Source organism: Culturomica massiliensis (genome assembly GCF_900091655.1).
GTDB lineage: Bacteria > Bacteroidota > Bacteroidia > Bacteroidales > Marinifilaceae > Culturomica > Culturomica massiliensis.
Genome location: NZ_LT594621.1, coordinates 3,914,001 through 3,930,160 on the forward strand (window position 1 = coordinate 3,914,001; position 16,160 = coordinate 3,930,160).

10 protein-coding genes are annotated in these 16,160 nt (G+C 39.1%); all 10 read left to right on the forward strand.

All coding sequences use genetic code 11. The features are described from left to right. The first annotated feature begins 71 nt into the window (after window positions 1–71). The 10 genes from BN8908_RS17225 to BN8908_RS17275 all read left to right on the forward strand — a co-directional run bounded on the left by BN8908_RS17225 (window position 72) and on the right by BN8908_RS17275 (window position 15,137). Window positions 72–5,495 (forward strand): fibronectin type III domain-containing protein, encoded by a 5,424-nt coding sequence (locus tag BN8908_RS17225; protein WP_068691848.1) that lies wholly within the window; start codon window positions 72–74, stop codon window positions 5,493–5,495. Window positions 5,496–5,497: 2 nt separating this feature from the next. After that, complete coding sequence (locus BN8908_RS17230; protein WP_068691849.1) at window positions 5,498–6,490, forward strand: hypothetical protein; 993 nt, start codon at window positions 5,498–5,500, stop codon at window positions 6,488–6,490. 116 nt (window positions 6,491–6,606) lie between these two features. Beyond that, window positions 6,607–6,918, forward strand: coding sequence for a hypothetical protein (locus tag BN8908_RS17235; protein ID WP_148453404.1), 312 nt, complete (start codon window positions 6,607–6,609; stop codon window positions 6,916–6,918). Further along, window positions 6,915–7,904 carry a PQQ-binding-like beta-propeller repeat protein gene (locus tag BN8908_RS17240; RefSeq protein WP_068691853.1) on the forward strand — a complete coding sequence of 330 codons (990 nt, stop codon included), beginning with the start codon at window positions 6,915–6,917 and terminating at the stop codon, window positions 7,902–7,904. The genes BN8908_RS17235 and BN8908_RS17240 overlap by 4 nt, the downstream gene beginning before the upstream one ends. A 573-nt stretch (window positions 7,905–8,477) precedes the next feature. Beyond that, window positions 8,478–9,083 carry a hypothetical protein gene (locus tag BN8908_RS17245; RefSeq protein WP_148453407.1) on the forward strand — a complete coding sequence of 202 codons (606 nt, stop codon included), beginning with the start codon at window positions 8,478–8,480 and terminating at the stop codon, window positions 9,081–9,083. Window positions 9,084–9,098: 15 nt separating this feature from the next. Next, window positions 9,099–10,298 (forward strand): hypothetical protein, encoded by a 1,200-nt coding sequence (locus BN8908_RS17250; RefSeq protein WP_068691857.1) that lies wholly within the window; start codon window positions 9,099–9,101, stop codon window positions 10,296–10,298. Window positions 10,299–10,352: 54 nt separating this feature from the next. Continuing rightward, a complete protein-coding gene (locus BN8908_RS17255; protein ID WP_068691859.1) occupies window positions 10,353–11,822 on the forward strand; it encodes a hypothetical protein in 1,470 nt (489 codons plus the stop codon). Then, complete coding sequence (locus BN8908_RS17260; RefSeq protein WP_068691862.1) at window positions 11,819–12,319, forward strand: hypothetical protein; 501 nt, start codon at window positions 11,819–11,821, stop codon at window positions 12,317–12,319. The genes BN8908_RS17255 and BN8908_RS17260 overlap by 4 nt, the downstream gene beginning before the upstream one ends. Before the next feature lie 1,175 nt (window positions 12,320–13,494). Beyond that, entirely contained in the window at window positions 13,495–14,100 is a 606-nt protein-coding gene (locus BN8908_RS17270; RefSeq protein ID WP_068691866.1) for a DUF6088 family protein, read from the forward strand. Further along, window positions 14,097–15,137, forward strand: coding sequence for a nucleotidyl transferase AbiEii/AbiGii toxin family protein (locus tag BN8908_RS17275; protein WP_068692431.1), 1,041 nt, complete (start codon window positions 14,097–14,099; stop codon window positions 15,135–15,137). Before BN8908_RS17270 ends, BN8908_RS17275 begins: the two co-directional genes overlap by 4 nt. Window positions 15,138–16,160: the final 1,023 nt, after the last annotated feature.

A 16,160-nucleotide genomic window follows, 5' to 3' on the forward strand; every position in this document is an offset into this window, starting at 1 on the left:
TTGTGTGATCTGTTTCGGATAAAGATTGTTGAAATGTATAAAATATACCGATTAATTAGGGTGGCATACTTATGAAAAAAATCCTGTTATTTTGTAGTACTCTGTTTTTGTTTTTTGCCGTTTACGGTCAGGGGCATATTTATCCGGTTCAGGCGAATGTGAACGTTGTTGCGCCTTATAGCCTCTACCTGAGCGACTATGTATCGGGTAGTAAAGAGCGGCTGATCGTGACGTTGCTGAATCGTGACGTTCAGTATCCGTCGATGCCGGTTCGCCTGCGCCTGAGCATAAAGGGTAATGGTTTTTCGATACAGACCCGTCCTTATGCTTCGGTTTCCCCGATAACGCTCGAACCCAATGTGCCCTATAAGCTGACGGTGGATGATCTGATGCCTTATTTTGATACCCGTAATTTGTTAGCGCAGGGATTGGGAGGAGATTCGTATCTGAAAGGTGGGCGCCTTCCGGAAGGCATGATCGAATTCAGCATAGAAGTTTTGGAGTACGGCACTTCAAAAGTGCTCTCGCAACGGGCCATCGGAACGGCCTGGCTTGCTTTGCAGAAACCTCCGTTGTTGAGCCTGCCTTTTCAGGATGAAGTTATTCCCTGGCGTGAGCCATTGAATCTGTTGTTCCAATGGACTCCGCAACATTCGGGGGTGGCTCGTGTAGAATACGAGTTGATCATCAAGGAACTTTGGGATAACGGTCTGGCTCCCGAATCGGCCTTTGCCTGGTCACCTGAAATATTTCGCGAACGAATCACTTCCACAAGCTATCTCTACGGTACTTTAGCACCGGCGCTGGAGCCTGGCCGCCGTTATGCCTGGGCTGTGCGTGTTGTGGCCAAAGACGGAGCGGATGATGTGAGTATTTTTGAGAACGAGGGGCTGAGCATGATCCGTTCTTTCCGTATCGCCCGTTATTGTCCCGAACCGGTACAGGTAAAAGCTACGGCCGAACGGGGATATATTCACGTGGAATGGGAGAGTGCACCGGAACACATTGATTATACGGTGGCTTACCGTGTGAAAGGAGCTGAAACCTGGGCTGAAGTGAGGAGTACTTTTCCGTCTGCCCTGTTATCTGGTGTGCGCCCCGGGTATACGTATGAATACCGTGTGGGCGGTTTTTGCGAGCCTTTGGTGCCTACTTTCGGAAAGACAGCCTTCCTTACGCTGCCTTCAGAGGATACTACCCGTTTACGTAACTGCGGGATGTTGCGTCCGGTGGATTTGTCCAATCAGGATCCCCTGGATGAGCTTTTGAACGGAGACCAGTTTATAGCCGGCGATTTTCCGGTACATGTACAGGAGGTGACGGGCAGCCAGGGCTTTTTTACGGGTAACGGTTATGTGCATGTTCCTTTTCTGGCTTATGCGCCTTTTAAAGTGACTTTCGATAATGTCTATATCAATACCGACCGCCGAATGATTCGTGGTGTGGTGAAAACGGTTTACGATCCGACAGAAAGCGGAATGGGTAATATGGACGATATTTTTACGGGCGGCGGCCATACGGGTAATGTGGTGGAAGGCATCACAAAAACCGACCTGAGTGCTGATTTTGTCATTGATAAAGACAACGGGTTCTTTTTTGATGAGACGACCGGTAAAATCGAAGTGACGGATGCGAGCGGTCAGGTTATCGGTTATATCGAAACGGGGCATAGTGTCCCCGGCGGGGGAGAGCCGGGTGGGAACAACGGTAATGCCCCTTCGGTTTTTCCAATGACGGTAAAAGACAGCGAAGGTAATATCTATGAGGTGGAAGAAGCTCCGGAGGATGGCTCCGGTACGGAGAACGAAGGGGCCGGGGAGAATCCGGGTTCCGGTTCTAAAAAGCAATTGGTGGTGACGCCTGTGGGTAAAAGCGGGGATGGTCTGAATCAGGATGAGGTGAACTTCAAACGCCTCGACAGCCGCATGGCCGAAGTCGTATTTACGGATACGGAAGGCAGTCTTTATGCCTTCGATGCCTGGAAAGCGGTTTATTCCGGCTCTTATCTGATCCGCACGAAATACGAACAGCTTGGGGAGAGTTACCGTGTTCCGGCGAAGCTCATTCCTTCGGGGAAGAAAGACAAAGTGGGGGCTGTGATCACGGTTCACGACCCTTCTGTCGATCCTGATAAAGTGATTTTTAAAACCCGGTCGGGTACAGAATTCAAGCGGGAAAAGTTTGACAAGACTACGGGGAGGTATGTTTTAAATCTGGTGGGGGGCAATGCGAATGACGGTCAGGAGCTTTATGCGCTTTACCCGAAACCGGGTGGCGGTTATTATAATCTGGGTAAATTGCTTATCGTGAGCTATCCGTCATACCGGATAAAGGTAAAGATCGTCCCGGTGGCTAATGATCTGGATGAGTTTGAGGCTTTACGCGGGGAGTTGGAGAAAATATACAGTCGTGTCGGTATAGAATGCGTAGTCGAAAAAATGCCTGTGTTTGCTTACAGTTCTCCTTTGCTTTTTGCAGACAAGAGCGGTGTTTTCAGTGCTTATACCGATGAAATGAAAAAGCTTCAGGGTGCTTACGTTGAAAACTACGGAATCGATCCGGAGGCGAGCTACCTTTTTGTCCTTTTATACAGCGGTCAGGGGGATGACCGTAACTATACGGGTTTTATGCCTTTAAACAAGCAGTTCGGTTATCTGTTCCGCCGTGATTTCGGCAGTTTTGAAGAATTTGCCGTCGCGGCAGCTCATGAACTGGCTCACGGTCGTTTGTCGTTGCGCCATCCTTTTGATAAGTCTTTGGGCTTGCCTGAAGGCAGCGTAGCGGATAACCTGATGGACTACCGCCACGGGCGGGAGCTGGCTAAATGGCAGTGGGACGTGATCCACGACCCGGGTATAGTGTTGCGGGTGTTTGAGCGGGATGAGGATGCGGCGATAGTGGATAGAACGATGGAGGCCGGTGACCTTGCAAAAGGTGAAAATATCGGGCTCGATCCTTCGGGTAAAGTTATCTTTAAGGTAGAACCTTTACAGTCCGGTGCAAAAGTGGTATTCCTGATAAAAAAAGATATGCCCTATATTTATGGGTTCAGGATATATACAGATAAAGATGGAGATGAAAAAATCCTTGAAGAATTCAAATGGGATAAGGATACCTATACATCATCAGGTCAGACGATTGGTCAGTCGTCAACAGTAAGGCTTACCTACAATGATCGCGGAGATATACGGACCTGTATTTACCGGACTTTTGACGCCTGTTATTATCAGAAGTCTGAGATCGACATTTCCGGTTTGAAAACTACTGATCCGGATGTATTATATAAAAGTGCCGTAAAATGGGTGCAGGTGAGAAAATATGGCGGTGATTGTCCTGGTAATCCTGCCGGTAGCGGTTATTTTGTACTGAAAAATAGTGTGGCCGAAACCTATCTGAGGTATGCTAGAGACAATGCAATAGAGATCAATGAACAATTTTTCCAAAACACGTCAATTATTGCCGGTTTGGTTGAAACTGTTGGGAAAGTTCGTGGCAATTCAGATGCATATCGTCAGTTATTGGGAAATGAAATCACGGATAAGCTTTATACTTATGAGTTGGCTAATCCCGGGGCCCGTTTTGTGGTGGCTTGCTGCCCTGTTTCCACTATTTCGGTTGATCAGTCTTCCTGGTCGCGATTGGCTGAAGCCGTATTCGCAGAAAGCGGTCTTTCTGCGAATTCCGTATTAATAACAGTGCCCTATGTCCATACTCCTGGAATCGGTCGGGATCAAGGGACTTATTTCTTTATGCCGGGAGTGGCTGTAGGGAAAGAGGTTGTATTTCATGAAAGCAGTCTTTCTCGCAGTAAATATATTAATTCCCGGGACTATGCAGCTTATGAAGTTGCTGATAAATCACGGCTTCCGTTTACCGATTTTGTTTCCGATGTCTTTAAATATATAGCTAAGCCTGAAATCGTTTATTCTTATTTTTTAAGTTATCAGGGTGAGCTTGTAGCGACAAACCGGATGGAAAATCCAGACCGGATAACCGGTAAGGATTATATTTACAAACTGATAGTTGCAGAAGACAGCCGTATTGATAAATATGTTTCGGCATTGAAAGAATTCTACGGCTGTCGGAACGCCTGTATGAGTCAGAATCCTTATACGGGTTTGATGTCTCCGCGTATAACGTTGCCTTCTGCTTTCGAAAGTTATGCATCCAGTCAGGATCGCCTTCTGAATTTTGTCCGGGACCATCCTTTCGGTCGCTTCCGGGAGGTAGCTCATGGCTTATTTGATAGTGCGCTATTCACAGAAGACGGGGAATCCGGTATCGGAAAACAGTTTGCTTTTTGGTACAGGGACCATAAATTCTCCGGTTACTGTAGTAAGATCGGCAAGGAAACAACCTCTTCGCCGGATTCCCGGTATTTTGTCAGTGGCAAGAATGCCGTCGTTTACCGGGAAACCCTTTCGGGTCTGGACGCTTTAGGTGTGTTATTGATGCCTTTCGGTCTTGACTTTGTTACAGATGGAGCCGGAGCACTTTATGCAGGTTATTACGATGACTGGGAAAATGTGGCAGTTTACAGTTCAGCCCTGATTTTACCTGTAGCTCCGGCAGTAGCCACGAAAGGTCTTGCCAGTGGAACGAAAGCGGTGATAAAGTCGGGTAAAGGCCTGAAACTGGTGGATAAGTCCTTGAAGGTCGACTGGAGTAAGCGGATGTTTGCTTATCTGGAAATAGAATGGAAATCCGAGTTGGATTTATTAACAAAACTGAAGGCAGATTTGTCTTCCACGCCTCAGTTATTCGATATCTTTGGCGATGAGCTGAAAATAGAAGGGGCTTATGCCTGGCGTGTAGTGAACAGTTATGCAGAATTGCGCAAAAATCCCGAAATATTGAAAGCCGTCAACAACCTGCTTTCGGATGAAAAGTTTAAGTCTTCCAATTTGCAACTGGAATTGCTCGGAGATTTGATATGGGGAAACCGTGGATCCGGTGCAGCAGCTCTGGTTGATTTGCTGTCGGGGTATAAAACATTGGTATCTTCCGGAACAAAATTTGAAAATCTGGGTGCGATGATCGCAGAGTTTAATAGAGGTGTTAACTTTGCAGAAGGTGAGCGCTGGATTCAGCGTTATATCCTTGAGCATCCGGATGAGTTCAAAGGCCGTACACTTACTTTTGAAAGCCGGCTGGATGCGGGAGAAACGGTGAGGAGGGTGGATGTTGTAGTAAGTTTTGGCGAAGATATGATTTATTATGAATTTAAGTCTGTAAAGAATCTTCCTCCTTCTAATTTTGCTAAGCAATTTTTAAAAGATTTAGAGATTGCGGATAATTTGGATCAGATCAAATGGTATTTTGATGGGAGTAAGATCTCCAGGTTGGATAAGGAGGTATTTTTAAGGGAGTTGGAAAAGGTTGAAATAAATCGAAAAATTATTGTAAAGTGGGTAACTTTGAAAGAACAACAAACAAAAGAGGGTTTCATAAATTTTATAAATAAAAACTTTGATTTAATTTTTCAAATAAAATAGGTATGAAAAAAATATATGAATTAAAGGATATTACCTATGGTCCATTTTTTTATAAGGATCAGATAATAGTATGTAATGAACAAGATGAGTATTTATTTTTTTCTGCTGATAATTATCGTCTTCTTCATAAAGTGAATGTGGGAGGGATTTATACAATAGATATATTAGAGGGCCGGATCTATTTATATAATCATGATTTGTATACATATGATGATAAAACAGAAACTTTTATTCTTTATCGGCCTTCCTTAGGAGGAGGTTTTGTTATATTATTTAATGATTACTTTATAGAAACAAAATATGATTGGGATAGAGATGAAGTAAAAGTATCTTTTTATAAAGAAGCTAGTAATGATATTCAGTGGACTAATATCTTTCGGAAACGAGTAGGAGTATTGAATGTAGGAAGGCATTTGTATATTACTGACACCTCTTTAAAATATATTGATTTTATCGATGCTCGGACTGGTGGAGTTTTGAACACGTTGCATTTTGAAAATCCTCCGATATCCAGATTTATTTATTATTATAAGGATACTTTGATTGTTTCTTTGGAGATCAAGCCTTTGGAAGAATACCGTTTGCTTGGCCTTGACGCAAGGACAGGGGAAGAAAAATGGAGTATAGAAGATGCCCGTTATTTGTATGTACAAGATTTAGAAAAAGGTTATTTATATGGAATAGGAGGAAATTTATTTCAGGTAATTGATGTCAAAAATGGGAAAATATTAGTTTATGAAAGATTGTCCTCTGAAATAGAAAAATATAAAGTATTTCCGGCTAGGAAGGGATGTCTATCTCCGAATGGTCTTTACTTTTATAGCAATTCTGCGGATTGTAAGTTTGGTCTAATAAATCTACATACCCATAAGATCGAATTTGTAGTTGATCTGAATTTTTCAAATGGAGTAAAAATAACAGATCTTTCTTACCATAATGGTCGTCTTTATATTTTAGATACGGATAAAACACTCCATATTTTTGCAGAAGAATAATTTTTGCAGAAGGTGAGCGCTGGGTTCAGCGTTATATCCTTGAGCATCCGGATGAGTTCAAAGGCCGTACACTTACTTTTGAAAGCCGGCTGGATGCGGGAGAAACAGTGAGGAGGGTGGATGTAGTAGTGAGAATGGGAGAAAATAGCAGACCTGTCTATTATGAATTTAAGTCTGTAAAGAATCTTCCTCCTTCTAATTTTGCTAAGCAATTTTTAAAAGATTTAGAGATTGCGGATAATTTGGATCAGATCAAATGGTATTTTGATGGGAGTAAGATCTCCAGGTTGGATAAGGAGGTATTTTTAAGGGAGTTGGAAAAGGTTGAAATAGATCCACAAATTATAAAGAAGTGGTCTGGAGGGAGTAAAGAGGATTTCCTAAATTTTGTAGAAAATAATTTTAATAAAATATTTTTTGTTCGATGAAAAAAATTAAAGAAATAGCAAATTGTGGTCAATATGTAATAGGTCGGAATAACTTATATATAGTTTCAATAAATGATTATTTACAAGAAATTGATCTAGATTCATTTAATATAAAACGATATACTGCTTTTTATCATTTTAATTTATTGGAGTGCTATAATGATGTTTTATACTTTTCCACAGATCAAAATATACAGTCATTAGATAATAATGCATTTGTATTTAAGACGATATGGAATAAACATTTCTATAATCCTTATTTATATCTTTCAGAAAAGTTGATTTTAGAAAGAAAATACGACCGTATCACAAAAAAAGGAAAAGTCGTTATTTTTGAAGCTGAGAGTGGAAAAGAGCTTTGGAAACGGAATTACGATTATCCTCTTTTTAATATAATTGATAGGAAAATAGCTTATCTGAGAAATTATATTTTTAATGACATTGAAATTGTTGATGTGAATAGTGGTAATTCTTTATGGAGCTTTCATTCAGAATTTGAAATTTCAAAAGATGTTTTGTTTTATATTAACACAATAATTTTATCAATAGAGATCAAGCCTTTGGAAGAATATCGTTTGCTTGGCCTTGACGCAAGGACAGGGGAAGAAAAATGGAGTATAGAAGATGCAGACTATCGGTATATACAGGATCCAATGACAGGCTATTTATATGATATTGGAGGCAAACGATTCAATGTAGTAGATCCTGGAGAAGGGAAAATCCTTTATAAAGGAGATATGACAGCAGAAAATAAGAAGTTTGATATACTTCCTGAATGGGGTATTTTAGGAAAGAATAGTATTTATTTTATAGATAATTTTCCTCGCAGCAGAGTTGGTCGAATTGATTTAAAAACTTACAAAATTGAATTTGTAGTTGATCTGAATTTTTCAAATGGAGTAAAAATAACTGATCTTTCCTACCATAATGGTCGTCTTTATATTTTAGATACGGATAAAACACTCCATATTTTTGCAGAAGAATAATTTTTGCAGAAGGTGAGCGCTGGATTCAGCGTTATATCCTTGAGCATCCGGATGAGTTCAAAGGCTGTACACTTACTTTTGAAAGCCGGCTGGATGCGGGAGAAACGGTGAGGAGGGTGGATGTAGTAGAACGCATAAATTATGATTTTATTTTGGAATCAGATAATTATAATAGGTGGATGTTTTTTCGTATTAGTGATTTTGGTAAATATCAAAAAGTAATTATTGGGCTAAATTTTAGATGTACTGAAAGCTGCTAATTTCGATTTATAAATCTATTTCTATGCTAATTTGAATATTTACAATGTCGAACAGAGATTAAGATTCGGTTCAGCAAAAACTCATGATTTTGCTAAAGGATTACAATATGTTTTAATTATATAATGTCTAAGCTTGACCTGAATGGTAAATTAATTTTTGAAGGAAAATTTGGATTGACTTTCCCTTTGATTGGCATGGATCTAAGATAGATTAATGATAGAGACCAAACCTAAATTACAAACATATTACTTAAATTATTAATATGAATGTTTTATATGATTTCAGGAAGGTTATTCAACAGAAACCTGGTTTTTGACGCGTTTGATTCGTCAGGAATCTCAGTATCGTCAATTTAATCCTGGAACGAAATATGGCAGTGCGTGGACAAGCAGCGTTGGTTGTCCCAATTGGGGCACACCTCATGGCTGGGGGTTGATGCAGCTGGATGTATTGAATAGTTCTTGTGGAGAATTGCACCGTGATGGAAAATATCGTCCTTTTGCGGAAGCTTTATGGAATTGGAAGGAGAATTTAAAGGTTGGTTATGCATTTTTGACGGGAGAGAAGAAAGGGATGACGAAGAGTGAAATTTTGGCCTATGAAAAGGATATGAAAAGATGGTATAAAGATAATCCGACCGATTCTATAGTAAGTTATAGTAATCAGCTGGAAGGTCGGGTTACTTTTATGCATGCTTCCAGTACGAATTTTAGTGGAGTAAACTGGGGTATTTTGTCGCAAAGTTTCTATTCTTTTATGGATGCAATGTGGGTAAAATCCTATAATGGGAATAGTCGGGGTTTTTATTATCAATTAGTTGTTCCTGATGATGAAGAACTAAAACCTTATTGGCAATTGAATCGCATGAATAGTAAAAATCATAATTACGTAGAAGCAGTTGGTAATCAGAATGAATAATTAAAATCGTGGAATATGAAGACATTTTTAATTTTAATATTTACTTTTTTCAATTTTGTTGTTTGCGGGCAATCAAACAAGGAATTGTATTTTATTACCGGTCATCCTTTAACAAGAACAGATGATCTGTTTGAATCTGTTTTGTGGAGATATGACAGAGATTCCTCAGCTTTAATCCGGCATCTCCAGTTGTGCGGATCAGAAGAGCAGTTAAGCAATATTAAGATGTATGTGGAGTTAGGTTATTTTACTTTGATGAAAAGTAATAGCTGGCGACAGGAACAACCTTATGATAGTCTTTTGGTGTTTAATATCACTAATATGGAGTTAAGGCGAGTATCGGTAGGAAAACCCGATTGTGGGATCACTGCTACTGATAATAATTTTTTATTGAAATTACCTGATTTATTATTGGTTGCGATTGATTTTATTCAAAGGAAACCTATAAGACAATTATTATATAATAGTTATGAAATCAATAATTTAAAATATAGTGATAGTGTTGATTTACAGTTGTATAAAAATATTTATCTGACGGGATTTATGGGAGGAAATATAGTTGGTTCTGATTATATATTAAGTTATAGCCGGGAAGAAGATGGTTATTTGGAAATTATTGTTACTGGAGATCGTTCTAAACGTCCTTGTTTTCCTTACGAATTGCCAGAACAGTTTAGATTTAATAGTTCTTCAAGACATACTGTATCAATAAATAATGATGATATCTTTTTAGTGAATGGTAGAAAAGAAACAAAAAAAGATAGTCTTGGTACACGGCAAGTGGTTATTTTTGATAAAAAGAAGGAGGAATGGAGTGAATTGATCTTATCAGGTAATTTATCTCGTATCCGCGGCTTTTCAGATTGGTTGTGTGGTTATATCGGGGATGATAATAAATCTTTGTTAAATAAACCGCTTCCCGGTTCTTCTTTATGGCAAGATCGGGCTACAGGATTATCTCCTGCCATTCGTTACGAGAGAATGTATGCTCCTGGAATACTGTATTTCTATAATCCTTCAACCGGTGTTTATTTTGAATTGGAAACGAAGCAGGCTGATAGTGAAGTAGTATTGATTCAGGACGAGAAAGTAATTTATCGTATTTACGATGAATTATATGAAGCCAAACTTGTGAATGGAAAAAAATTAGCGTCTGTGAAATTACTATTAAAAGATGACCGGGTACCTGACATCCATTGGGCCTTTTACCGTTAAGTTTTTTGAAACTTTGTATTGACTGTCGTATTCCCACCAAATTGATTTTTTGGGATGAAGAGGGACAAGGTGATACCTGTGATCACGGTTCACGACCCTTCTGTCGATCCTGATAAAGTGATTTTTAAAACCCGGTCGGGTACAGAATTCAAGTGGGAAAAGTTTGACAAGACCACGGGGAGGTATGTTTTAAATCTGGTGGGGGGTAATGCGAACGACGGTCAGGAGCTTTATGCGCTTTACCCGAAACCGGGTGGCAGTTATTATAATCTGGGTAAATTGCTTATCGTGAGCTACCCGTCATACCGGATAAAGGTAAAGATCGTCCCGGTGGCTAATGATCTGGATGAGTTTGAGGCTTTACGCGGGGAGTTGGAGAAAATATACAGTCGTGTCGGTATAGAATGCGTAGTCGAAAAAATGTCTGTGTTTGCTTACAGTTCTCCTTTGCTTTTTGCAGACAAGAGCGGTGTTTTCAGTGCTTATACCGATGAAATGAAAAAGCTTCAGGGTGCTTACGTTGAAAACTACGGAATCGATCCGGAGGCGAGCTACCTTTTCGTCCTTTTATACAGCGGTCAGGGGGATGATCGTAACTATACGGGTTTTATGCCTTTAAACAAGCAGTTCGGTTATCTGTTCCGCCGTGATTTCGGCAGTTTTGAAGAATTTGCCGTCGCGGCAGCTCATGAACTGGCTCACGGTCGTTTGTCGTTGCGCCATCCTTTTGATAAGTCTTTGGGCTTGCCTGAAGGCAGCGTAGCGGATAACCTGATGGACTACCGCCACGGGCGGGAGCTGGCTAAATGGCAGTGGGACGTGATCCACGACCCGGGTATAGTGTTGCGGGTGTTTGAGCGGGATGAGGATGTAATGAGACGTTTTAATAATTTTGAGGCATTTAAAGAAATTGTTAGTGTTTATATTAATAACTTGCTTAATTGGGGTATAAAGGAAGGGTATGATATTTGTACTACGGATGCAGGTGTTAATTTATATAATTCTTCTTTGGATATTTATAAACCTAATCAGGTATCTGGAAATAATATAAGTTATGTCAAAAAATTAAATTTAATGGGCATGAATGAATACTCAGAGGAGATTGAAATAGAAATTTTATCTGGAATAAAACTTAAAATGACAATTGAATTTATTTTATCACTGAATAATGATTATAATGAAATAAAGTCTACAGAATATTTAGGTTTTTCTGCAAGTATTATACATGGAAATCCGGGATATTTTTTCTTATTTTTAGGTTTAAATAATAGAAAAATAGGAACAATAAATTTTAGTAATGATGATTATGATCTTTTTGCTAAATTTCTTAGATATTATAAGCTTAAAGGATTTAATATAGGATTGAAAGATTTGATGCAGAATGATGTGGAGCGGGCGCAACAATATGAAAAGTGGGGAATACAAGAAAAAGAATACTACAAAGGGAATGAAGTTGTTTCTTCTAAATATTTAATTATAAAAAGGGTTAGTTCTGGAGAAACCTTTAAATTATACTGTGAATGATGAAAAAGAAAAATTTGAGAAAGATATTTTCTGTATTAATTATATTGTTGTTTTTTTATTTATTTTATTCATTTGTAGTATATCAAATAAAAGTATATGTATTAAAAAATACGCTATTTGTTAGTCAATTGTGGGGAGCATATGATGCATTTTATCGGAAAAATGAATATTATCCTACTCAGCAAGATGAGTTAATGAAATTTGTATCAGATGTAGAATATCCGGGTCTTAAAAAACAAATAAAATATTTTAAGTGTACTGTTCTTGTAAAAAAAGATACTTTATATATATATGATTATGGATTTAATGGTGTTAATGATCATATGGAACCCTATATAGATAATATAAATCAAATAACGTTTATAGATGTATTTTTTCGGAAAAAGGGGGATATTTTGTTGGTTAAGCAGCCTGTTTTAAAGTATCAAAAAATTGAGATGGAAAAAATAGATGGAGAAAAGCCAATACCACCACTTAAACAAAAAAGTCGTAAGTGATAATTAAGTTCTTTGAAACTTTATAATTTCTTTGGAGGGTCGTTAATTATATAATTCTCTGTCCTGAAAAGATGAATATGACATAGTTAAAAGAGCAGCATCCAGTCAGGATCGCCTTCTGAATTTTGTCCGGGACCATCCTTTCGGTCGCTTCCGGGAGGTAGCTCATGGCTTATTTGATAGTACGCTATTCACAGAAGACGGGGAATCCGGCATCGGAAAACAGTTTGCTTTTTGGTACAGGGACCATAAATTCTCCGGTTACTGTAGTAAGATCGGCAAGGAAACAACCTCTTCGCCGGATTCCCGGTATTTTGTCAGATTTGAATATTCATAATGTCGAACAGAGATTAAGATTCGGTTCAGCAAAAACTCATGATTTTGCTGAAGGATTACAATATGTTATAAATTATATAATGTCTAATCTTGACTTGAATGGTAAATTAATTTTTGAAGGAAAATATTGGATTGATTTTCCTTTTGATTGGCATGAATATAAATAGATTAATGATTGTGACTAAACCTAATTACAAACATATTGCTCAAATTATTAATATGTATTAAATGATTATATGTTTTCGGAAATTTGAACATTTAGGACGGATTCATGTTGTCAATAGAGGTTTAGTGGAATCGCAAAACAATTAGAAATAAAAGGAATTAAAGAGGGAACAAAGATTTTTGATGATTACAGTTGGGAGACTTATAATAAGCCTTGGTTGGAAAGTACTTTACGAAGAGGAAATGATATTGTGTTAGGGAGCGAGCCTTTCAATTTTAAAAAGATAGAGAATGTATATGTGAATAATTGATTATCAGTTGTTTGTGGATGATGTGATAGAAAAGTCCTTGTGATTTGATGATAGTGGTCTGAAAAGTGGAGATTTAGCATTTTAAATTTTTGTTGTTGTAAAAATGAGAGAATAAAAGGTTTTTGTTCGAAGAGTTATGTTCCCATACGATTAAAATAGCCTCGTCTTTAAATCGGAATATGCCCCATATCCACAAAAGGGGGCGGTTGAAACGACCTCCTTGTATATTACTTTATGTTACCTATAATAGAATCAGCAGATAGAGTATAAGACATCATAAAATCAGCGTAAAAAACAAATAAATCCCATAAGAGCTACGATTTGCCACAAAAAAAGAGTAATTTTGTGGCAAAACATAAAACTATGGGTGCAAACAGCTCTTACAAGGCAATGTATGATATTGTGGAACAAGCTAAGGATGGAACAATTTTCATTCCAGATGATTTCACGATGTGTGGCACTCCCGATGCAGTTCGTTCGGGGTTAAGCCGCTTATGCCGAAATGGAAAATTGTACCGCTTTGCAAAAGGCATTTATTATGTTCCGCTATATGACAAGTGGGATGGGACATTGCGTGAACCGTCACTGGATGACATTGTCCTAAAAATTGCGCAAAGAGACTGTGCGCGTATCATTCCGACAGGAGCGTATGCGCTTAACAGGCTGGGGCTATCCACACAAGTACCGGCCAACATTGTTTACATAACAGATGGTTCTGCACGGCAGATTAAGTTTGGCGAGGGGAAGAGCATTACATTTCGCCATAGTAATGATTTGGGTAATTTTGCCTATCACTCCAAACTGATGCAACTGGCCGTACTTGCTATGCGGGAGATTGGCGAGAAGTCAATAACGGAAACACAAAAGGGAAAAATCAAGAGTATGATAACAGAACATGTTTCGGAACAAGACTTCAAACATGATATAATACTTGCTCCAACATGGGTAAAAATGATATTGCAGCGGTGAAATTTGTAGACTTGTCACAAGAAGACCGCGTGGATATACTTGATCGTGTTTCCGCAGAATTGAACATACGGCAACGTGAGGTCATAGAAAAGGATTGGTGGGTAACGGCTGTCCTCCGTGCCATGTTTAGTTTGCCGTATGCCGGTCATCTGTCTTTCAAGGGAGGTACATCGTTGAGCAAGTGCTGGCATTTGATAGATCGCTTTTCGGAAGATATAGACATTGCCATTGACCGGGAGTATCTTGGTTTCGGTGGAGTATTGTCGAAAACACAAATCAGCGACAAATTGCGCCGTGCTGCCTGTACCTTTGTAAGAGAGACCATGCAACACGATTTGGCGGGACAATTGTACAAGAGTGGCATCTCAAAAGAAAAGTTCAAGGTAAATGTTGATACAACCCCTGTCACCACAACTGACCCCGAGGTTATAGGCATTAACTATGACTCAGTTTTATCCTTTTCCATAGGTGGAAAGGATGGGCAGTATATCCTGCCTAAAGTGAAAGTGGAAGTAAGTGGCAGGTCTATGAGTGAACCTGTAAGCGAGGTGGCTCTTGATTCAATGATAGACCAGGTGTATCCGAAGGCGCCTTTTGCAGAACCTGAGTTCATGGTACGTGCCGTTCTTCCTGAACGTACCTTTCTTGAAAAGGTATTCCTGCTGCATGAGGAGTTTGCCAGGCCAGAGGAATTAATTCGTGTGGAACGTATGTCGCGACATATGTACGACATCGGGCAGATGTTGAAAACTCCAATAGCCGGGCGTGCCATAAACGATGTAGAACTTTACCGTCAGGTAGTAGCGCATCGCCGTGCATTCATCGGCTTACGTGGTTTCGACTATGATACGCTTTATCCGGCTACGCTCAACATCGTTCCTCCGGCTTCTGTTTTAGAGCAGTGGAGAGCCGACTATGAGAATATGCGTCTGCACATGATATATGGTGATTCTGTTTCATTTGAAGAGTTGGTAAACGATCTTAATGATTTGAATGATTGGATAAAAGAGTCACACATAACTTCGCAAATTAGATAATATGGCAAATTGTTGAAATATATTGCAGAAGAAACACAAGGTGCGCCACAATTCAAATTCTTCTTGGATGGTTCTCGTAGAGTGTATAAAGTTGACGACATTCAGTATGACAAGAAAGTATTTCCTATCGTGAGTGGACAAATATCTGTGGCATGCTGTGGCTGAGAAATGAATGTAAACAATACATTTAAGAGTTTTTAGCATGTTCATGAAGAATCATACCCTGTTCTTTGTTTACCAGTGACAGCTAATCTTATCAATGAGCGTAATCCCGTATGTTACGGGACGGATACAAGATGGGCGGATCATCTTTATCCGATCTATATGACTGAGTGTTATTGCAAAAGTCGCGTCAAAAGCGATTATTACTTTTTGAATTTATTCTAATTAAACTATGGATACAATAGGAAAGGTTATTGTTACCGAAAAGCGACCAATGTCGGCAATAAAATAAATTACGGTACTGACGACAAGCTTTTTTACCTTCAGAGTTGAAGATAGGTATCAGTTTGACCGGTGTTTTTCGGAGATGTTACCAGTTATCTGTGGGATTGGAAGGCGGAAAATATCTGGTTTCTTTGAAAGAAGAGGATCGTGATCATTCATTGCCCGGAAATATTGGCGCTTTGTTTTCAGACAGAGAAATCAACCGTATTTTTTGGAAAGTCGGATTTGAATACGGTTTCCAGGAGATGGTGTATGGACGTGTGGGCTATTTAATGAAAGGAAGGCGGGATTGCAGCGTAAATACACTACTTTCGAAACCGGGATCCGTTTTATGCGTATTCATCTGGACGCGGCTTATTTCGTGTCACATTCCCGGAATACCTATCTTTGGGACAATAGTTTTCGTTTATCTGTGGGAATAGATTTTTAATTATACTTTTACAATTGCAGATTTTAAATTATTGGGCAACCTGATTTGTTGTCGAATTCATTTCATTTAAAATCTGCAATCGTAAATCTACAATTCTGTATTCCTTTGCTTCGCTCTGCTTTTACCGACCGTATAGGCAAGAGAAA